The organism is Marinifaba aquimaris, from assembly GCF_013328345.1.
GTDB classification, from domain to species: Bacteria; Pseudomonadota; Gammaproteobacteria; order Enterobacterales; family Alteromonadaceae; genus Marinifaba; species Marinifaba aquimaris.
The window spans coordinates 1-21943 of the sequence record NZ_JABULX010000041.1 but is presented as its reverse complement, the minus strand read 5'-3'; the positions used below and the strand labels follow the sequence as shown (position 1 = coordinate 21943).

At 37.7% G+C, this 21943-nt stretch carries 17 protein-coding genes; 5 read left to right on the top strand and 12 right to left on the bottom strand.

The window, feature by feature from the left end; all coding sequences use genetic code 11:
- Positions 1–179: 179 nt before the first annotated feature.
- The 5 genes from HR060_RS17850 to HR060_RS17830 all read right to left on the bottom strand — a co-directional run bounded on the left by HR060_RS17850 (position 180) and on the right by HR060_RS17830 (position 8820).
- The gene (locus tag HR060_RS17850) at positions 180–3446 is read right to left on the bottom strand and encodes a type I restriction endonuclease subunit R (protein ID WP_174201646.1); all 3267 of its coding nucleotides are present in this window, start codon (positions 3444–3446) and stop codon (positions 180–182) included.
- A gap of 21 nt (positions 3447–3467) precedes the next feature.
- Positions 3468–4349 (bottom strand): DUF4145 domain-containing protein, encoded by an 882-nt coding sequence (locus HR060_RS17845; protein WP_174201645.1) that lies wholly within the window; start codon positions 4347–4349, stop codon positions 3468–3470.
- Complete coding sequence (locus HR060_RS17840) at positions 4349–5701, bottom strand: restriction endonuclease subunit S (protein ID WP_174201644.1); 1353 nt, start codon at positions 5699–5701, stop codon at positions 4349–4351. Before HR060_RS17840 ends, HR060_RS17845 begins: the two co-directional genes overlap by 1 nt.
- Complete coding sequence (locus HR060_RS17835) at positions 5701–8142, bottom strand: type I restriction-modification system subunit M (RefSeq protein ID WP_174201643.1); 2442 nt, start codon at positions 8140–8142, stop codon at positions 5701–5703. Before HR060_RS17835 ends, HR060_RS17840 begins: the two co-directional genes overlap by 1 nt.
- A gap of 468 nt (positions 8143–8610) precedes the next feature.
- Entirely contained in the window at positions 8611–8820 is a 210-nt protein-coding gene (locus tag HR060_RS17830; RefSeq protein WP_174201642.1) for a hypothetical protein, read from the bottom strand.
- Between the two features lie 274 nt (positions 8821–9094).
- Here HR060_RS17830 and HR060_RS17825 point away from each other — a divergent pair, with 274 nt between their 5' ends.
- Entirely contained in the window at positions 9095–10138 is a 1044-nt protein-coding gene (locus HR060_RS17825; RefSeq protein ID WP_174201641.1) for a restriction endonuclease, read from the top strand.
- Between the two features lie 293 nt (positions 10139–10431).
- Here the strand turns inward: HR060_RS17825 and HR060_RS17820 are convergent, their stop codons facing one another.
- Positions 10432–11484, bottom strand: a complete 1053-nt coding sequence (locus HR060_RS17820) for a competence protein CoiA family protein (RefSeq protein ID WP_174201640.1) — start codon at positions 11482–11484, stop codon at positions 10432–10434.
- 42 nt (positions 11485–11526) lie between these two features.
- Between HR060_RS17820 and HR060_RS17815 the strand changes: the two genes are divergently transcribed.
- Complete coding sequence (locus tag HR060_RS17815; protein WP_174201639.1) at positions 11527–12567, top strand: hypothetical protein; 1041 nt, start codon at positions 11527–11529, stop codon at positions 12565–12567.
- On the opposite strand, the gene HR060_RS19700 is transcribed toward HR060_RS17815, so the two are convergent.
- The 5 genes from HR060_RS19700 to HR060_RS17795 all read right to left on the bottom strand — a co-directional run bounded on the left by HR060_RS19700 (position 12560) and on the right by HR060_RS17795 (position 17958).
- Positions 12560–12688 carry a hypothetical protein gene (locus HR060_RS19700; protein WP_281362631.1) on the bottom strand — a complete coding sequence of 43 codons (129 nt, stop codon included), beginning with the start codon at positions 12686–12688 and terminating at the stop codon, positions 12560–12562. The two genes, HR060_RS17815 and HR060_RS19700, sit on opposite strands and share 8 nt — an antisense overlap.
- A gap of 72 nt (positions 12689–12760) precedes the next feature.
- A complete protein-coding gene (locus tag HR060_RS17810; RefSeq protein WP_174201638.1) occupies positions 12761–15898 on the bottom strand; it encodes a DEAD/DEAH box helicase family protein in 3138 nt (1045 codons plus the stop codon).
- A gap of 6 nt (positions 15899–15904) precedes the next feature.
- A complete protein-coding gene (locus HR060_RS17805; RefSeq protein WP_174201637.1) occupies positions 15905–16483 on the bottom strand; it encodes a class I SAM-dependent methyltransferase in 579 nt (192 codons plus the stop codon).
- Positions 16484–16897: 414 nt separating this feature from the next.
- Entirely contained in the window at positions 16898–17383 is a 486-nt protein-coding gene (locus tag HR060_RS17800) for a hypothetical protein (protein WP_174201636.1), read from the bottom strand.
- A gap of 8 nt (positions 17384–17391) precedes the next feature.
- Positions 17392–17958: a hypothetical protein gene (locus HR060_RS17795; protein WP_174201635.1), complete on the bottom strand. Its 567-nt coding sequence runs from the start codon at positions 17956–17958 to the stop codon at positions 17392–17394.
- A gap of 637 nt (positions 17959–18595) precedes the next feature.
- Between HR060_RS17795 and HR060_RS17790 the strand changes: the two genes are divergently transcribed.
- Entirely contained in the window at positions 18596–19039 is a 444-nt protein-coding gene (locus tag HR060_RS17790) for a hypothetical protein (RefSeq protein ID WP_174201634.1), read from the top strand.
- Here HR060_RS17790 and HR060_RS17785 read toward each other — a convergent pair.
- Positions 19036–19281 (bottom strand): helix-turn-helix domain-containing protein, encoded by a 246-nt coding sequence (locus HR060_RS17785; protein WP_174201633.1) that lies wholly within the window; start codon positions 19279–19281, stop codon positions 19036–19038. The genes HR060_RS17790 and HR060_RS17785 overlap by 4 nt on opposite strands.
- Before the next feature lie 132 nt (positions 19282–19413).
- Between HR060_RS17785 and HR060_RS17780 the strand changes: the two genes are divergently transcribed.
- Both HR060_RS17780 and HR060_RS17775 read left to right on the top strand, forming a co-directional pair.
- The gene (locus HR060_RS17780) at positions 19414–20520 is read left to right on the top strand and encodes a hypothetical protein (protein ID WP_174201632.1); all 1107 of its coding nucleotides are present in this window, start codon (positions 19414–19416) and stop codon (positions 20518–20520) included.
- Positions 20521–21345: 825 nt separating this feature from the next.
- Entirely contained in the window at positions 21346–21624 is a 279-nt protein-coding gene (locus HR060_RS17775; protein WP_246283214.1) for a hypothetical protein, read from the top strand.
- Positions 21625–21943 lie beyond the last annotated feature (319 nt).

The window sequence follows — 21943 nt, the reverse complement described above, 5'->3', positions numbered from 1 at the left end:
AATTTAGCCAAATTTTGGTTTATATTTTTTTCATATTCAGCAAACTTAGTTGCTGTTGGCACAACATTTATAAAAAAAACATTCAGCCTTTGCTTTTCTATACGCTACGTATAACTCTTCAATGGTAATGTAATCTTCCCATTGGATCGTATTATGAGTATCTGACGGCATTTCTGGATTTACCCTTTAAATCCATTCAACATATCAAATACCACCCTTGCAAACTGAGCCGTCTTAGATGGATCAGACAGCAACTGCATCATTTGTTCTTGGTGGGCTTCACTACTACCTAAAATGGCATCATCAATTGCTTTTGGGAAGTCGCCGAGCATTGCTTGCTCACGGGTGTTGTTGGCTATTTGCGTCATTACCGCATCGTTTTCTGTTAGCTTGTCGCGAACAGTAAAGGCATAATTGATCATGTCTTTATCGGTGAGGTTGTCGGTGATGAATACCTCATTCAGGCGAGCAAGGATGTTAGACATAAATTCTTCTTTCTTGTCTTTCGCCTTTGCACTGCCGACATCACTACTTGGCTCAAGTTGGTATTCAGAGCTGTCTTCTTTTAACTGAATATCTTGTTGGCGAATTTTAGATAAGCGGTAATGGCTCATAACTACGTTATCAAGGTCGATATCGTCTTCTTCAATCACCTTTTCACGCAATAACGGGCGTAGGTGCCTTGCATAGAGGCTTAGCTTCTCTAGCTCTTTATCGTCATAGTCCACTATCTGCGACATAAACTCGTAAAAGCGAGTAAAGCTACCTAAATCCTTTTTGAAGATTTCAAGACGATCTTTCTCTTGCTTACACTCTTTAAAGCTATTTTCAGCATTAGCGATTAGCACCGCATCACCTGTTTTTTTGGTGCGCTCAAACATGTCTTTGGCTTGAATATAGGCTTCTACCGCTAAGCTATAGCGTTTTTGCCAACGGTCTACTGCTGGCTTACAAATATTACTAATAGCTGCATTAGATTTATTCTTAGTAAAGAAGGCTTCACAGAACTGTTCAACTTCATTCCATAGGAATATGCCACTGGTACGTAGCTTTTCATATAACTCAAAAACCACATCAGGGTTTGTCACATCAGCGAGTTCTGCTGTTTGATAGTAAGGTTGAAATGCATCGAGAATATCTTGAGGCTCATTGAAGAAGTCGAGTACAAACGTACCGCACTGCTCTTTACCAGGGTAGTTACGGTTTAAACGCGATAGCGTTTGAACACACTCAACACCACCCAACTTTTTATCCACATACATGGCGCATAGCTTCGGTTGGTCAAACCCTGTTTGAAACTTATTCGCCACTAGCATGAGTTGATAGCTACCAGTATCAAATGCCTTGCGCATATCTTGTTTAAGGTCTGGATTCATGCTTTTTTCAGTGAACTTTTGATCAAGTAAGGCAATCGCATCAGGGTCATCTTTGTTAAATTCAACGTCACCAGAAAAAGCAACCAAAGCACGAATAGACTGATAGCCGTTTTCTGTTACATACTTATCAAAGGCTAATTTATAGCGCACCGCTTCTTTACGTGAGCTAGTCACAACCATAGCTTTTGCTTGACCGCCTAATAAGCCCATCACATTGTCTTTAAAGTGCTCAACAATCACTTTCACCTTTTGTGAGATGTTGTATTCATGCAGGCGCACCCATTGACTCAGTTTTACCTTGGCTTTTTTACTATCGACTTCTTCATCAGCAGCTTCAATTTTCTGCGCTAATTGATACGCAACTTGGTAATTGGTGTAGTTTTTCAATACATCAAGAATAAAGCCTTCTTCAATGGCTTGGCGCATTGAATATACATGAAACGCTTCTGGCTTGTTTTGTTTAGATGCTGGTAACTCTGGGTTTGGTAAACGGCCAAATAGCTCTAGTGTTTTGGCCTTGGGTGTTGCCGTAAAGGCATAGTAGTTTAAGTTGGCGCTCCCACGGCGAGCGGCAATCGTTGCATCTAGTATATCTTCAGAGGTGAGTTCTGTATCATCGTCAGCTTCGTCTGTCATCAATACTTCTTTTAACTGACGCGCTGTAGAACCACTTTGCGATGAGTGTGCTTCATCAGCAATGACCGCATAGTTACGCTCTTTGAGCGAGGTAGAGTTTTCAATTGCACGTAATACAAACGGGAAGGTTTGAATAGTGACTATGATGATCGGCGCTGAATTCTCTAAAGCTTCTGCAAGCTTTTCAGATTTAGAACGACCTTTATCTTCCTTAGTGTTTATCTTTTGAACCACACCATCAGCGTGTTCAAACTGATAAATAGTATCTTGCAGCTGATCATCAAGAACGGTTCTATCCGTTACTACAATCACTGAATGAAATTGCTTGTTGCCGTTTGCATCATACAAGGTTGAAAGCTGGTGCGCTGTCCAAGCAATCGAGTTTGATTTACCCGACCCAGCACTGTGTTGAATAAGGTACTTTTTGCCTGTGCCCTCTTCTATGGCTGCACCAATCAACTTAGTCACTACATTCCATTGATGATAACGTGGGAATATCAGGGTTTCTTTTTTGGTTTTACGCCCTTCCCAGTCTTCTTTGTCTTCAATCTGTAAGTGAATAAAGCGGCCAATAATATTAAGTAGGTTATCTGGCGTTAATACTTCATTCCACAAGTAATCTGTCGCATAGCGGTTTAGATCCCTTTCATTAGAGCGCGTTGGAATATCATTACCTGCGCCACCTTCACTTGTTCCCTTATTAAAAGGTAAGAAGTAGGTATCGACACCTGCCAATTTAGTTGCCATGTAAACTTCATATTGGCTTACAGCAAAGTGCACTAACGCACCGCGTTTAAAGGTTAATAGTGGTTCTGGCTTTTTGGTAGCAGGGTCTTTTGGTAAGCGAGTACGCTTATATTGCTTTATGGCATTTTCAACGGCCTGCTTAAATTCGGATTTAAGCTCTAGGGTTGATACGGGCAAGCCATTAACAAACAGCACTAAATCAATACGCCACGCTTTGGCTTTTTTACCCGTAGCGACTAAATGCTCTTTGGTAGCATATGGGCTATACACAAGCTCAGGTACAATGCGGCAAATATTCTTTTGGTAACGGGCAAGTGTCTCAGGGTTTAAATCATGCTCAGGTTTAAACTGGCATAATGAAAAACGCGCATTACGAATTTTTAAGCCGTGGCGCAATACACCCAAAGTGCCATAGGTTCGCGATGCTTTATCTGTCGCATTTATATCCGCTTTTTTTAGCTGTGCGACTAATGCATCAACAAAGTGCCGCTCAGAATCACTCGGGTAGACCTTACAAAACTTTTGCCACTCTTTTGGTTGTGTTTCTTTTACAAAAGCGAGTACATCTTGTTCATATAAGGCTGACTCACGATTATAGTGCTCAGGCTGGCCTTGCACCCAACCATTGGCGACCATTTGGGTGATAATATCGTCTTGAAAAATTCGTTCTTGTGTTGCGACATTCATAACTGCTTCTTATTAATCCGTTTATTGCGCTTCAACTACTTGTTCTTTTTTGTGTGCAAGTTGCAAGCGTTCTCTGCCAACTTTATTTGCTAATTTGTCATACGTTTCTTGTAACGATTCAAAGCGTGCTTTTCGGTCATATAATTCCAATACAAACTGGAACATTTGGAATGCGTATAACAAATCTAACTCTTCAACATTTGAACCGTGCGTACCTTCATTACCTACTAACTTTAATGGCTCTAAGTATGCTGCTTCTTCTGGATGCGTTTTAGCAAGGTTTTGTACTTTTCGATTAAGGTTATTGCCTTCAACTTGCATATCGTCACAGAACTTTTCAATTGCTCTGCGCAATTTTGAAGCGGATGATGGCGGATCAAAATGAAAGTGTTTAAATGCATCAAACAACTCTTCACCAATTACTTTTGGTGTATTACTTGATAGCGGAAAAATAGGCACTGTCGGTGAGAAGTTATCAACTTTAATGTGTGGTATTTTTTCAACATCACTTAAGCCCTTTGCTGGCTTTAATAAAAGTCCCGTTGCTGATACGTGATGCTTACACTCATTACAATTAAAAAAGCCACTAAATAAAAATGGTGTGCCATTAATAGCTGCTACACTGTCTTGATAAGCACTATAAACCGCTACTAACAATGGTAACCAAGTTCCATTGGACTTGGTTATCGTTTCAATACTCTTTTGGCTACTTTTCTGCTGCTTTTGCTTTTCCCCACGGTACTTTCTATTCGCTTCAAGTAACACCTTTTCTGGAGCTGCGCGAATTTGTAAACTATCTCGGTCTATTATCAGGGAATGCTTGTTGCAGTGGGGGCAAGGTAATGTCGGGTATTTATCAATTGCAACAAAATTAGAAATTCCCTTCCATAAGTTTAAATCCATTAAACCACTTCCTCTTTACTCTCTTCAGGCTTTTGCCAATTACGTACATCAATTTTGCCAGTAACTGCTGCTGAGATAAGTGCTGTGCGGCGTTCTCTCATCAACAAAATGGCTCTTTCGGCCTTTTTAGTCAGTTCATCAAACTTGTTCAAATTTTCAAATATAAAGTTGATGATTATTTTACATTCTTCTTTTGGAGGTATAGCCACTTGGAAGAGATTATATTTTTCTGCACTAACGTTTTGGATGGTTGCCTGTATCTGAGAACCTTGTATCCAATCCCAATAAAAGCTAGTTAAGGTATTAAAATATACCCAATCGGCTGCAACAATATCTTCGTTAATACTTGCTTTAATTAAGTAACCTGCAAAACAGCAGCTTCCCCATGAATCTCTGTAAATAAAACTTTTACCAACGGTTCCTCCACTCCTAGCGAGTAAAATATCACCATCTTTCAACATATAAGGAAGAGCTACATCTTTAGGAAGAGATCTGAAGGTATCTTCTTTAAGAGTTCCGTCAGACTTAACATCAGTAATTCTGACAAATCTAGGTTGTGATTTATCTACCTCTTCAGCCGCTTCATTTGCTCCGTAGAGCAAAGGTTCAGAAACAAGATATTTTAATTTTTTAACATCCCAATGCTCAGGAACTTCACCTAACCATTCCACTCCTGAATCTTTCATCGGTGCTTCTGGGTTCAAGCCTTTAGTCACCGCATGGCTGATCACGGCTTGGCGCTTTTCTTTTAACAGTTTAATCAGTTGCTGCTGTTTTTCGATTAGGGTATCGATTTTGGCTGTTTCGTGGTCTAAAAAATTAATAATAGTTTGAATGTCTTTTTCTGTTTTAGGTATCGCTACTTTTATGCCGCCAACAGTATCAGTATTTAAATTAAGCTGTGTTCCCATCTTCCCTAACCCCTTATATGCTTGCTCTCCTGCAAATACATAAAATAAGAATTTGTTTGGAATTTTTAGGTCTGGGAAATATACAAAACCATCGTGAATACAGGCTTTTATTTTATTAATACATGGTTTGCCCACCGTACCAGCGATACTCAAGAAAAGTTGATTTGGCTCTAGCTTTACGCTCAATGAACTACCTAGTTCAGACATTTTTTGAGTAGTCTGATAAAGATAGGTGTCTGAAGCAGAAACATCCGCAATGCGAACCCATGCATAATCGCCTTCTTCATCAAAATATTTCGGGTCATCGATCGGCCTAGGAGATGCACCTCTCTTTACAGGACTAAGATACTTTATTTTTTTTATATCCCAGTCTATCGGTACCTTTCCTAACCACTCTACTTCAGAGTTTTTATATTCCTGATACTCTTTATACCTGCCCATTATGAATGCACCTCTTGTAGAAGCTTCACTATATCTTTACTAACAACATCTAAATCTTCATCAATCTTTTTTAGAGGTCTAGGCGGAAGGTATTCGTAAAATAGTCCTGTGAATGGAATTTCATAACCGACAACACCAATTTCGCCATCTTTTTCATCACGTTTAGTAGCGTTAATCCATGCATCAGCGACGTGTGGTGCTACTTCTTTTTTAAAGTAGGTTTCGATTAAATCAGATGTGGTAATACTTGGAGTGCTCTTACCTTTTTCATAAGCACCGCTTAATGGTACATTTTCGTTATCGCGCAAGTCACCATCTTGTTTGAATGACACCACCTTATTTTGCCATTTTGTTACATCACCTTGGTATTCAAACGCACCATAAAGTTCATCGGCATCAGTTTTTAAGGCTTTATCAACCACTCGCTCTGCGTCTGGGTTTTTAGTAGTAATAGCATCTAAGAATTGCTTTTTCTCTTTAGTATCAAATTTAACATCGATGGCTTTTAACGCCCTGTTGTAGTCGATATCAAACTGGTTAAAGTCATCAGAGCGATTTGCTTTACCGCCTAAAATATCACCAAGCTGTACCTGGAGCTTTTGGACTTTTTCCATTAATGCTTTTTGGAACAACCAAATTTTGCTATCAAGCAGGTCTTTAATTTGCTTTTCTTTCAGTTCAGGGAAGTCTGATTTAACCAGCCTGCGCACTTCTTCTTCATAAGGTTTTAAGTCACCATAACTATTACCAGTAACGTCTTCAGCCCACGTTGACTCAAACAAGTCATAAACAGACTTCATCACTGCATTAAACGGCTTAGGTGCAAAGCGTAATGACTCCACCTTTTGGTCGGTGATTTGTGCAGATAAACGTAGAGGTCGTTCGATGGTTAAACGGCGATAGCCAAACTCATAGGTATTGAAAATTTTGCTCGCAAAGGTTTTCGGTGCCTCTGTTTTAGTCGTTGTTGATTGGCGACCTCGGTTAGAGTTTTCTTCAACTGGTTTTTCTAAAGGACGTGCGTCTATCACATCAAAATCACCAAAGGCACGGGTGATGGTTTTAATATCATCATCACTCATCAAGTTACGTTTAGAGCCAAGTGATTTGCGCATTTTACCGCACAAATTAGAGCCATCTATTAACTGTACTTTGCCTTTTCGTTCAGCTTCTTTTTTATTAGTGAGTACCCAAACATAGGTTGCGATACCAGTGTTGTAGAACATATCGGTTGGCAACGCGATAATCGCTTCGAGTAAGTCAGCTTCTAGAATGTGGCGGCGGATCTCACTTTCGCCACTGCCTGCACCACCTGTAAAAAGTGGTGAGCCGTTTAAGATAATACCAATACGACCACCGTCGCTGATATTGCCATCAACAGAGGTAGTGTCACGCATCTTACTGATCAGGTGCATCAAGAAAAGCAACGAGCCGTCTGATACACGCGGGAGGCCTGCACCAAAGCGACCATCAAAACCTTTTAAAGTGTGCTCATTTTTGATATCGCCTTCGATCTTTTTCCAATCTACACCAAATGGCGGGTTAGATAGCATGTAATCGAATTCATCGATCGGTAGTTGATCATTTGATAGGGTATTCCCCAGCTTGATACGGCTAACATCTTGCCCTTTGATCAGCATATCGGCTTTACAGATAGCGTATGACTCTGGGTTAAGTTCTTGACCAAAGGCACGCATAACCGCTTTTGGGTTTAGCTCATGCACATATTCCATACCTGAAGATAGGAAACCACCTGTACCAGCTGTTGGATCGTATATGGTGCGGATAATACCTTCTTTGGTTAGGGCGTCATCGTCTTCCATAAATACCAACGAGGTCGTTAAACGCACGATATCACGCGGAGTAAAGTGCTCCCCTGCGGTTTCGTTGGAGCTTTCAGCAAATTTACGAATTAACTCTTCAAACACCAAACCCATGTCGTGGTTTGAAATCGCTTTAGGGCTTAAGTCAGTGTTAGAAAACTTTTCAACTACTTTGTAAAGCAGGTTAGCATCGTCAAGCAGGCCAACAAACTCATCAAACTTAAAATGTTCAAAGATTTCACGGGCATCTTTTGAGAAGCACTGAATGTAGTTTTCAAGGTTGTCTTTAATATCACTCTGGCCCATTTTGCCAAGGTTCATTGGTGAGGTATTAAAGAATGACAAACCATTTGTAGCCCTAAGCAGCATTTTTTCTTTTTGAGTTTCGTCTAATGGGTCTTTACCCGATGCAACTAAAGTCTGGCTCATTTGCTCAACTTTAGGCACTTGAGCAATTACATTGTCTTTGCTGTCTTCCAATACACATTCAAGACGACGTAGAAGCGTAAAAGGTAAAATAACACGACCATATTGAGATTGTTTGAAGTCACCGCGAAGTAAGTCAGCTACTGACCAGATAAAAGCAGCGGTTTGAGAAAAGTTTGTGTTCGTTGTCATTTCAATCTTCCAAAAGCAGTCGCTATTTACAGCACTACTTATCAATGTATTTTCGAATTATACCCTTATTGAAAGCGGCATAACTCTATAATTCTTTTATTTAACACCGATGCACACCTTGGTTTACTATGCGCATATTGGGTAAAGTGTGTTTAGGTAGGGTACATAACAAGGCATGGCTGAACTTAATCTCATTTGGCTTAGCGATACCATTATTTAGTAATGAGTTTGAGATAATATATATTACAATCAAACGGTTTATATATATCCCCTTATTAAATTATTCACTAAGTAGAAGCAATTGAATGTGTCATGCAACAAGAAAAGCATTCGAAACTTACCAAAATTTATAAAGGTAGTCACTGAACAAAGTAAATACTTAAACCGATCAATGTAATCATATCATCACCTAGGTGTATCTAGTATTTATAGACTCAATATACTAATAATGTCTTAAAAATCAATAGATTATTTAATAACCGCCTTCAACCTTGCTAAAGTTCTAAAAGCACTTGTTGCGGGGATATTTTCATAATTAGGTTTTTGGGCATGTAGGCAATAACTGCCATCATTATGTTTTTTAATAACACGAAGTAGGTATTGGTTATCACCAGCACCATCTTGTTGCTCTATAACCATGGTATTACCAGTGATACTACCGGCACTGGTTGAAGTCACCCACTCTAACAGTAATAAATCGCAATTGCTTTTTGATATGCACCAATAGTTTTAGAGAATCAGCACATAACAAAAATATTCAAAGGGTTTAATGCCTCAATAACTAAACCCCTTCATTTTCAATGTGCAAAAGTAATAGAATAATGTGGGTTATTAATTGTAGATATTTATTGTCAGAACAATAACATACGCTTTAGAGGTCATATTCCATCACGTGCTAATAGGCAATTAGTGGTGATACGAATTGAATTTAATAAAAAAGTTAGGGATTACAATGGCAGTTTGGTTAATAAGAGCAGGCTCTCAAGGACAATTTGAACATAAATTTTTAAACGAGAATCGTGTCTATGTAACTTGGGATAGCCTTGATAGTAATTTATCAACAATGGAAGAACGTCAGGAATTAATTGATGCTTTAGCCGCAAATGAGCCAGATGCGAAACCCAAAAAGTTGATGAATCAAGCAAGTCAAATTTGGCCTTTTGCACATGCAATTAACACTGGTGACAGAGTAATACTTCCCTCAAAAACACAACCTGTAATTTATATTGGAAAAATTATTTCTGGGTATAATTTTGATCAGGAGGCTAACAACCCATTCTTTCACTGGCGTGATGTAGAGTGGTTACCAGACCCCATCCCAAGATCACATTTTTCGCAGGATTTACTTTATAGTTTTGGCGCTTTTATGACGATATGCAGAATCCAGCGAAATAATGCAGAAGAACGTATCAATGCAATGGAAGCTAACGATTGGAAAGCTGAAACAAACAAACAAATAATCAAACAATCTAGGAGCCCCTCTGACAACCTAGATGCAAATGATGATGAAATTGAAAGTGATCTTGAAGAATTAGGTCATAGCCAAATCATTAAATTAATTGAAGCTAAATTTAAAGGTCATAATTTAACTCGCTTAGTATCCGCTATATTAACAGCGCAAGGCTATACGTGTTGGCAAAGCCCTGAAGGTGCTGATGGCGGAGCAGATATTTTAGCCGGTGATGGCCCAATGGGGTTCGGAAGCCAAAGGATTTGCGTGGAAGTTAAATCTGGAGATGGCCTAGTTGATCGGCCAACTGTTGATAAGCTCATGGGAGCAATGACTAAATTTAATTCAACCCAAGGTTTATTTGTTGCTTGGGGTGGATTTAAAGGTAATGTTCAAAAAGAATTGGCATCTAGTTTTTTTAGAGTGCGGCTTTGGACACAGCAAGATTTACTTGAACAACTTTTCCTTCATTACGACAAACTTGATGAAGATATAAAAGCTGAGTTACCACTCAAGCGCATATGGACTGTAGCCACATTAGATTAGATATAAAAAGCAGTCAGCAAAAAGTAAAAAAGACCACATTAGCGGTCTTTTTTATCGTGGTTTGAGCCACGTTAATTTTATACAGCCCGAAGACTGAACACTAATTTTAAAGATAGTAGTTTTAAACTATTAAGTTAAAAACCAATCTTAGAAGTTAGTTTATTTTAAGCCGCCCGAAGACGGAATAGGATTGTATTTACCTAAAATTTAATATTTTAAGTAACGTATATCCGTTAAACACTTCATATGCTATCAAAGGCTCTAAGCAATGACAACAGTTTATTTGTTTACTTTTAGCTAGTGACTATCGTTAAACCAGAAACGACAAACTTATTACCCATGTCAGGTTTAGGTGAATACTCTAGCTTTGCTTGAATTGGGAATTGATAAGTTTTTAATGTTTCTATTAAACAATCTGATGCATCACGACTTATTACTTCATATCCACCACTTGCACTGAGCGTAAAGTTTCTCGTGCTGTAATCTTGTACTTTAGACAGACAAAATAAATGCCCGATTGAAAAGTCTTGCTGACCATGTCGTTTATTACTAAAACCACTACCGAATTTGAAACCAAGAATAGTTACACTATCATCAGTGGCCACAGTAATCGCATTACTCTCTGCTTGTTTTCGCTTTTCTTCAATTTGATTGATATGCGATATGGTTTGATTAACTTTTGTTGTTAATGCCTCTAGCTTCGCTTCTCTGTTGGAACCGTAAATATAGTTTCTTGGTGCTAAATAAAGCACTTGCTCTTTGAGCTCATCCATCGACAAATCTCTTGGTAATTGAGATAAGTCAATTTCTAACATGTCACGCTTCCTTGTGCTCTGTTGGGTGGCTTTATCATCATCTACTTGATGAGTCACAAAAATCTCAATATCTAGCCAAGTGCCCTTAACATTTAGAGAAACATCTGGCCGGTAACTACCCAAATTAGGCTCAAGAACAGCGTCCGAACCCTGTAAAACTTGCGTTGCTATGTAATCGGTCAATTCATGATGAAACCCTAAAGCGTCTTCGGCGTTAACTTGAAGTAACTCACCATGTGTCATTACTCTTTTTTCATCCATTAGAATTTGTTTGGACATTAAATGCAGCATAGTTTCACCACCTTTTAAACAGTCTTCACCATTATGGTGTGCAAAGTGGTGCGACTTGATATCTCCTTTTTTAGCCACTAATGCAGATTTACAGTAGGGACAAATACAATTACAGCTCAAGCCTCTTTCAACTTCAGAAATATGTTTAATATCCCCTATTTCATTGACTGCGTATTTTAACTCCGTAGTTTCCTTGTTAATGTCTACATCAAATTGTTGAGAGTTGTTTATCAGATTCATTCTTTATCCTTTGTTTAGGTTACGCTGCGTATTGCAGTCGTGATGAATCATCAATTCAATTTAGGAATTATTCGCGCCATACAGGTAGTACAGGTAAAAATGGAAGAACAAAAACAAGCATTAAGCATCGCGCAAAAACAAAACTTGTATCTTTTAGACTGCTTAGATTTTTTAAAAGACGCCGATGAAACCTTTAAAAACTCTGCGTTTCATGAATTTGCAATACAACTATTGACCACTGGTCAAAAGATAACATCAAAGCAACTAATTAATGATGAATTAGGTATAAACGACCCCAGAGCAGTAAGCCGTTATATGAAGCGGTTTATTACTAAACTTGAGGAAAATAAAGCTTTACTGTGGCAATCGATTAGTCCCCAAAAAGAACATTTACTAAATCGTTTTCCAATGATTAAAGTAGAGCAAGGCGGGGGCAACGGGATCCCAAATAAATATTTCATTGAGCCTGAGGATATTATAAGTAAAACACAAGAAGTCCCCTTGCATGAGAAGAATGAAGTAATCAACCCAATTTATATTTCTTACAAAGCAGAAAAGTTAAAAAGAACCCCTTGGTATATTCGTGTTTGTAGTCCTTTTTTTGAAAAGTATCGTTCTAGATTAGCGTTTATGTTGCCACTGCTGTTAATTGCGTTTCTTTCACCTTTAGCTTTAATTGCACTTTTTACAAAAGGCTTGATCGGCATGGAGCTTTTAATCATTGCTTCGGTAATTGAGAGCTACATACTTTTTATTCCAGCGAAAAAGCTATCCTTTCTAGTTAAAAATAAAGCAGTTTTAATAGACGAGCATATTGGGCAGCCACTGAGTGCGATATGCCTCTCAGAAATCACTAAAATACATAGTTCAGATAACAAAGATATTGAGAGAAAGTTAACAACTCTAGTAATAAAAGGTCGGTGCCCTATTTGTTACAGCCATTATGGGTACGACAACTCAGTGATCTTAGAGTACGACCGTATATTTTTCCCGAAAAGAGTCATAGGTAAATGCTTGCATAACCCAATAGAGCATCAATTCTCTTTTGATAAAGATTTAATGTCGGGTAAAAAGCTTAATTAGCTTTAGGTTTACTTTTAGCTTGATTCAATTTTGTTAAATAAGGCGGTAAATACTTAATAATTGAATAAGTACCCAAAGAGAGTAAAACAAGGTAAATACTTAAACCGATAAATGTAGTCATGTCATCACCTGTATATATCCAGTAGTTGAGTTTTAAATATACTTTTTGCTGATACTATTTCAAGCTTTTAGTTTATTTTTCACTCACAACCGCTTTCAATCTTGCCAAGGTCCTAAAATCACTTGTGGCGGGGATATCTTCATAATCAGGGTTTTGGGCATGTAGCCAATAACTGCCATCGTTTTGTTTTTTAATTACACGAAGTATGTATTGATTATCACCTGCGCCATCTTGTTGCTCTATTACCATGGTACTACCGGTAATACTGCCGGCACTACTTGAAGTCACCCACTCTAATAACAATAAATCGCCATCTAGTATAGGGCGTCTGCCACCATTCATGGAGTTACCGGATGCATGCGCTAAAAAGTGTTTTGTCGGGTCTAAATTGCCGTAACCTAAACCCAGCTCCATAGCAACTTGTTCATCTGCAAAGCCTGTTTTGAAATGGCCACAGGCAATTTTTATGTTTGGATAAAACGGTAACGCGGTGGTTTCACTATCAAGTATTTCAGGAGCGTTATCTGAAATGAGCTTTTGTTCTTCTGTAACTTGTATTTGATGCGCTTTTAGCGAAACAACATTTGAGTTATTAGGTTCTTCAATAAAATCATTCATAAACACAGCAAAGTGACCTTGGTTTAAGCTGATGTTTATCTTTTCAAAGTAGTTGATACCATCATCAAGCATTTGTTCGCGTACTTTATTTAAATCCTCAACCTTTAATTTATCCCAAAGTACTGTATCAAATGCGATTAAGGCTAAGTCTTTACACTGATACATAAAGCGTTTGCGTTCAAACTTCTCGAATGGACTTTCAAGGATATTTTTCTGAATATTCTTTTCATCATTAAGCTTACTTTGATCAGAAAGCGAGCTGTTACTTTTCTCAACAACATTAAATTCATCAAAAAGTTGTTTATAAAAAACTTGGTAGGTTTTAGTCACGGCTTCTAAATTGGCTTCACCTTGATTATCACAATGTTTTAAGAACGCTAACATGAAGGCAATTTTGTAGGAAAAGGTGTAATCACGTTGCGCTAAAAATTCAAAGAAGTCGTCGTAACGGCTTTGCTCGGTTCTCTGTTTCAGTTTCTTAGTAACACGAATTTGTTCAACTTGTTCAGTTTCAAAGTAATTCAACGTTGCTCTACCAAAAGGCAAGCTTTTATCGGCTTGTATATCCCCTTTTTTTAACCATGATTTAACGGTGCCTGTTGATACAAAAAGTTCTCTGGCTAATTGTTCTTCATTAAGCAAATCACCAAACTCTTTTTCAAAGTTAAAAATATTGATAGGTTCAATACGGCGCTCACCTTCCCATAAACCATCTAATATCAGTATTTCGTTACTATGTAACGCTTGTTCGGGCTCAATAATATTTTCAAACGGCTGGTACTGATTTAAGTTAAACAAACCATGCAAGCTCCAGGGTTGTAGTGCGGCGCCATAACTATCGACCACATCAATAACGTACAAGGCTTCTTTACCTGGGTGTTTGCGCGTCCCCCGCCCTAATTGTTGCGTATAAAGCACTTTAGACATGGTTGGCCTTGCCATCACCACAATTTCTGTTTGTGGTGCATCCCAGCCCTCGTTCAATAACTCACAGGCGCATAAAAAGCGAATATCACCACTCAGGTATGCCTCAATACCCTTTCGGTCGCTCGCATGCACTGAAGCCGCCGTTAGCCCATTGTTATTTAATAACTTGGCCATGCGCTTGGTGTGTTTTACATCAACACAAAAAATTACACCTTGCGCGGCAGGTTTATTAGGTTGTAGCGGCTCTTTAAAATATTTATTTATCACATCAACAATAAGCTGATCACGTGATGGTACTTGTACTGTTTTGTTTAAATCGGACTTAACAAAGTCTTTACCGTTAAACCTGACAGCGGATAAATCGATATTTGACGATAAACGAAACGCTCTAATTGGTGGTACTAAGCCTTTTTCAATTGCTTGTTGCAGGGTTAAATCGACTTGATAGCTACCAAAGATATCTTCTAGCTTTTGCTTATCGAGCCTTTCATCCGTTGCGGTTAAACCAATGAGCGTTTTGGGTGTAAAATGCTCAAGTACTTTTCTTAAGCCATGGGCTGCAGCCCTGTGGGCTTCATCAACCAGAATATAATCAAAGTGCTGACTGTTTTGGTTTTGATAATGCCTTAAAAGGTAGGCGCTTGTTTGCACCACAACATCAATACGATTATCGCCAAGCTCAAAACCGACTTGTAATTCAGGTATATGCTTTTTAACTCGCTCAACCATCTGCGTTTTTAACGCAGAGGTTGGCACTATCACCAGAACACGTTCAATTTGCTTATCAAGATATTGCTGGCGCATATCTTCAATAAACACTTCTGTTTTGCCTGTACCGGTTGGCAGCACCACTAAAAAAGTATTCTTACCTGATTGGCGCTCTTGGTTAATGCGTTTTATGGTGTCGGCTTGATGTTCGTATAATGCAAACTCACTTATTGCTCGCTCTGCTCGGTAATGCGGGGCTGCACAAAACTGGCTAGCATAGCCGAAGTAAGTTCTTAGTTGATCATCAATTTTAGTGTCATCTGCCATGCCGCGGTTCGACCAGCGATAAACAAGGTAACCATCACTTACTAAAGAGTTTTGTTTAAACAATTGCGAGCGATATTTTTTCTTTCCAGTCAATAATGGGTGGTGATAACGCTCACCATTAAGTTCAATCGCAATAGGCTTGGTTTGACGCTTTAACGTGTAATCAATAAATCGGCGTGTGCCTGCCCTGTCAATATAACTATCTTCAGCTTTTAGCGCATGCAGTGCTTTACCAGAAAATACACGTTCGAAGATCAGTGCAAAATTATATTCAGGCGGTGTAGGGTCTAAGTGATGCTCATCCCTTTGTTGCCCAAAGATTCGAATATTCTCAGGTTCAATGTCTGTGTTTGTGAATAACTCAAGTTCGTTAATGAATAACGCATGATCATCATAAACAAATCTTAATAGACCTTGGTGTTGATGCATTAACTTGTTTTGTACGCTGGTGTAATGCACGTAGTGATAGTCTTGTGGATCAAGTTCAAATAAATGTGTATCCACTAAAACAGCGGTTTTAGTCGGATGACAGTACAAAAAACCAGTCTCGAAAGATTCCGTTAATGTGTAATCAAGTTCATTAAGTGCTGAATTTAATTTTGGGTAATCGGCCACATACGCTGTAGTCATTAACAATTAGCCCTTAACCAAAATTGCATTGAGCCATTTTTCATTTTCACGGCCAGGTCGCTGATCGGCTGTTACCCAAGTTTTGTTTATGTGTAACCCAGTATTGGCAATACTGTTTTCTAATAACATTTCATTAAGGTTGGTAAAAACGCGCTCTTCTCGCTCAATCGTTTGCTTTCCATATTTGAACGAGCAATAAAACACACCTCGGTTATTTAATAACTCAGTCAATTTTTTAAATGTTGCGGGTAATTCATTTTTTGCTACGTGCAGTAAAGAGGCGCAGGCCCAAATACCATCAAATGTTTTATTTGTTTTAAATGAATCGAACGTAGCCAGTTCGACAGTTTGATTAAGTAAATCTGTGGCAAGTTTTACAAGCGCTTCTGATGCATCAAACGCACTCACTTGATAACCCAAGTTTTTAAAGTTCAGACTATCGCGGCCAGAGCCGCAACCAGCATCAAGGATACTTCCGTTTGTTTTTATTGCAGGCAGAAACTCATCATACAAAGTACTCATATCGACATCTTTGGTCGACTCATAAAAGGATGTTGAATTGTTATTATAAAACTCGACAGACAAGTTAATTTCTCCCTCAATAATCTGCGCATTAAATTAAAGATTAGTCAGCAAAAAAGCAACTGAATGCGCGTTTCTCGATGTAAAGTAACAAAGGTCAAAGTTATTAAACTTCAATTCGTTTTCTAGCAAAAACAATTAACTTTAGACTCTACTTTATAAGTGCCAGCTTTGGTGCTGAAAAGGGGATAAATATGCACACTAAAATTTAGTAAAATTAATAACACCAAATATTATCTTTAGGTAAAAAGGGGGGGAGTTTTCCACCCCTTTTTACCTAAACGTAAAAAGGGGTGGAGAAAATGGCATTTTTACATCAATTTTAACTCAAAATATCACAGTCACATAAAAGTTCAGAAAACCCAAAGAACACAAATGACCACAAGTCAAATACGTTCTTTTATAACTAAACGACCGTTAAAAATTTCTCTTAAAATAATGATAATCGTAGTGGGAAGAAATTAGAAATTGGCTAGGTATAACAATACCGTGAAATTCATGCTTATTATCTTCAATAACAAAATAATCCGCATGTTCAAATATTTGAATCTCATTTAAATCGGTAATTTCTTGAGTATGCTCTGGTTCAATTAGTTCTTTTGGTTTAAAAACATAAGCTGCAACAACAGAATAAGGATCAAATTGTTCTAAACTAAAACGACTTTCAGCTGAAGTTTTAATTGCCCTTGTTAAAAGTTCAATTTCAGGTTCAGTTAAAAATCGGACTCTTTCTAAAATCAATGCATTTGGATCGAGCTCAATTTCTGTTCGATGATACATTTTGTACTCGGGTGCAACAAAATAGACGAATATGCTCTCTTGCCCTGCCTCAAATTCAGACTTTATGTGCCAAAACGCTAATGTATTTTCTTCTGTTGTTTTTTCGTATTTATGTGTTGTCATATCAATTATTACCTTGTTAAAAATCCATACTCGATAAGTGCATTGTCTTGTTCTTGCCCATTTACACGATGTAATTTTGAGTGATGTACAAAAACCGGCGGTAAAAGCTTTTCGTTTACTCGATCGTACCGACAACACTTGATATACCCTTCCCTACTAGACTTTTCACATGCTAAAAAATACATGCTGTTATCATCAAAAAATTGATATCCCCCTCCAATAAATATTTTATGTATGGGAGATATAACTAAATCCGGCTGTGAGTTTTCAATAAAGGGAATATCTTGTTCTGGAATGAGTGTTAACATCGCAACAATGACGAAGTTATTATTAACGGGATAACAACCAGAAAACCCCAAAAACGTCATCACCCCACAGTGGTCATTCTTAATAGGAACACCTTGTTTTACTCGAGTATCAATTAAACACTTTTGAAACCAAGTATCGCTTTGATCAACTATTAATTTGTTCTTTAAACCACCTATCACACCAACACAGAGACTGTCGTCTTGATAAGTCAGCTGTAATGGTGAAAAAGCAGACTCGGGTGGTTCAAAATAAATTACATTGCTCATTTTATTTCTCCTTGTTTATTCGCTTTTCAGCATACAAAAAGGAAAATGAGCCACGTATTTTTGATATTTAAAATGAGAGATTGGAGTGCAAGAACAACTTTTTTTAAAGCTTCAGAAAGTTTAATTGGGTTACTTTTAGTCAGGCCTAAATACAAAGTTTTTGTATTTTATCTAAACAACCCTAGCTAAATAAGCATTAAACTTATGGGCTAATGACAATAATAGAGCATTGTTTTAATTAACTTTTTATAACTTACTAACAGCCCGCCTCTTCTTGAAAATAGCTTTTATTGCTTAATCTAACTATCTTATTTTTGTGGCACACGGTGAATGTGCTAAGAGATTATATTTAGCCGTTTATAATTTTGAGGAATCAAAAATGGAATACGTTATTGTTGTTTGCATCGTTTTTATTGCATTATCAATCACTGCTGTGTATTGCTTAAACAAAGAAAAACAGAAGCTTGATACATTGAACAAGCAAGATAAATAACGTTGAATCGTTAATCATCACCTAACCTACTATAACATTTAAGCGCATAAAACCATTTAGTTACACGTCTACTTTTTAGCCATTTTTTGTCGCTCATTTCAGTTTTGTTTTAATTACTCCAGTCCACAAACTGGAGTAATTAATATGAATAAAAAAGCAGAAGCCTTAGGCTTTTGGTTAGCTAAACCATCAGGCTTAGTATTTGATATATATATTGTTGAAGAAGGTTTTCAGCAAAAAACTCAAATATCTATACCTAATATAAACCCGCCTAAGCCAGCGCAGTTTTTAAAAGAAAAAGATATCGATATCACTTTAGCGGGTTTAGATGTACTAGAGCAAACTAATTCCCCCTATCAATTTTGTCCCTTCAGTGTTGCTGCAAGCGCAAAGTTTTCCTTACCGGTAAAAATGACAATAAATAAGCCCAAACTAGCCTACAAGTCGGTTAAGTTATTTCAAATACTCGCGTTAGAGCGTTCGATGTGGTTGGTGGTTGAGAAGAATTTAGAGGTAATAAAACTAGTTTCTATATTAACTACAGAAAAATATGATCTATATGATGTGCTGGAGATAACAAATGTTTAGTTTATTTTTCGTTTCCCCTGAACAGCGTTTAACAGCTTGTCATAAGCACCATCACCAAAAGCTTCGCAGATTTGTAGTGTTTCTAAAAAGTCTAAGCCTCGCTCGCCGTTTTCGTACTTCGAAACATAACTTTGTGGCTTGCCTAGCCTATCGGCAAGCTCCTGTTGCTTCAAGCCAGATTCAATTCGCAAGTCTTTTAAAGCTTGGCGAAAGCGTTGGTATTTATCGTCCCATAGTTTCATCCGGGTACTTTAATCCAACGCCCTAAATATCCCGTTTCGGGATATGCAATTTCGTTTAGTTATTAGCCAAAAATATTAACCACTTATAAAATCCCATACTGGGATATAACTATAAAAGAAGGAAATACAAATATGTATCAATCTAAAGATATAAAAGCTGCAATTTTATTGTTGAGCGCATTTAGCGTAACAGCCTGTGGTGGAGGTGGAAGTAGTGCATCTAATGCTTCTGACAGAAACTCGGTGTCAACAGCCACCCAAAATGAAACAGTGACCGAAACCGAAACAGTGACCGAAACCGAAACAGCGGCCGAAACCGAAACAGTGACTGAAACAGACATAACAACCACCGATACAAGCACTGTAACTGAGGGGGAATTTGTTAATGATTTAGTAGACAGCAACCCTGAAGATGATGTTCTGGGTAATGCAGTTCCTGATTCCAGTGTATTTTTATCATGGGAAGAAATGAATAAACGATATTCATTTCAATACAGAAACAGCGCCATTGATGAAACGAATACGTTTATCAAAATAAAAGGTGAAAAGCTCGCTCACTTCATTTCTCATACTCAAGATCACTATTTTGTAGTTAACGAGCTAGAAAATGGTAGCACCCAAAAATCATACTTTAACTTCAGACTAAATGGTAAGTTTGTTAATGGTCGGGACTTACGTACAGAGGAAGGTGATATAGATTGGGTAGAATGGGAAGCGCTCGGGAAAAAAGACATCCCTCTTGAAATAGTGATTGACGGCTTTACAGTAATAAATAATGAACCCGCAGTCGCTACAAAACTAAGATTACAAATGCTGACAGATAACGGTAAAGATGCGACAGCAATTACAAATTACCGCTTATCATTTAAAGGTACAGAAAATTACATAAGCGAAAATGATATTGAAGTCATTGACGGAATAGATTTTATACCAAGTTTTGCCCCTGAATTAGCTTGGGAAAACGGCTCGATAATAAGCGGGATGACTGATAGCCAATCACACTTTTCAGGCTCTGATAACCGAGGGTGCTCAGTATCAATAGACTTGAACGACTTCTATTTAGAGTTGGGGGTATCTTCTCTATATGCTAAAACAAGTTTTTATAGCTGTGACGAAAGTGAAACCTTCATTGGTACACAGAGCAAAACCAAGGCAATGAGAAACGAAACTGAGTTTAACGTTTTATATACAGTGGGAGCATTGGAAGATAAAATTTATTTCCAAAAACTTTGGAATTAATTGAAATAACCCATGCGGCTTTTCTTGACGATTTACATCAAGAAAAGCCCAAACCTTTCACTTGGCAATCTAGTTTTATTATGTCAAATACCAAATATACTAGATTTTAATCTAATCATTCATAGTGCTGGCACTGCACCAAATGGCGCATGCTGCTTGTCAAAGGTGATCGGGCTTAGTGGCATTAAAAGGATCGGCTAGCTGTTTAAAAGCCAGCACAATCCAATAAAACCAACAAGACTCATTCACCAATCTCAACCGAATGCAAAATGAAAGATCTGGTACCAGAGTTTTTAACAAGGTTATTTTCAAAAGAGTTTCCAACTAGAATTGATGTATTAAAAAATAGCGTTTAACTCAATTGTTTAAAAGCAATTTAGTAAATACAAAGGCAAGCTTAGGCTTGCCTTTTTTATTAATTTTAAAACTGTATCAAAGGAAATTTTTAGGTAGTAAGGAAAAAAGTTGGTTAACTCTTTTGATAGCTGTTAGTTTATAGGTAAGTCATATCACAGGCTTTAAGTCTGATAATAGTATTAATGCAAGATACTTATGATAGTTATTGCAGGGCTGGCAGCCCTTTCTATTAGATACAAACCTTAGGTTGTATGGTGATATTTAATTGGGAGTATTCTCTGAGAGATACTCGGTTCGTATTCAGGAGGCCTGAAACTGACATACGGCATCAATTTTATATTGGATACAACTATGCCTATAAAACATCTTAATCGACCCGCTCCAGCCCAGAAACACTACAAAAATATTTCATTTGAAACTTTAAGTGCAAGTTGATTTACATATGACGGTTGGGAAGTTTTTGTGCCCATGATTGATCATGATATGAAGACAGACCTTTTGATAAGCGACGGTGTTAACTTTTATAGAATTCAAATTAAAACAATTGAAACAACGGATGAGACATTTTTAGTGGAAAATAAATGGGGTGATGCACCTATTGATTTTGTGATCTATTTTTCTAAAAACTCCAACTGGGGATACATGCTCAAGCCTTTTAAACAAAAGCGAAAACGTCTTAATTCTGAGGGGCATGTAAGGTTTCATCAACATCACAAGCCATTTATAAAAGCCTTCAATCAAATTTAATCGAGCTTTTATTTCGTTTCGGATAACTTTCTTATTTAGTGCTCAATTGCAAGCTTAGGCTTGCTTTTTTATTGGTTTAGTTTGTTGTTTACTGGCACTGCACCAAATGGCGCATGGTGCTGGTCAAAGGTGATCGGCCTTTCTGGTGTAAAAGGATCGGCTCGCTGTTTAAAAGCCAGCACAATCCAATAAAACCAACAAGACTCATTCACCAATCTCAAATCTCATGCAAAATGAAAGACCTGATAATCCTCTAAGACAGCCTCGCTCCTTGCATTGACTTTCAGCACTAAACTGAAAGTTGAACCCAAAACAAACA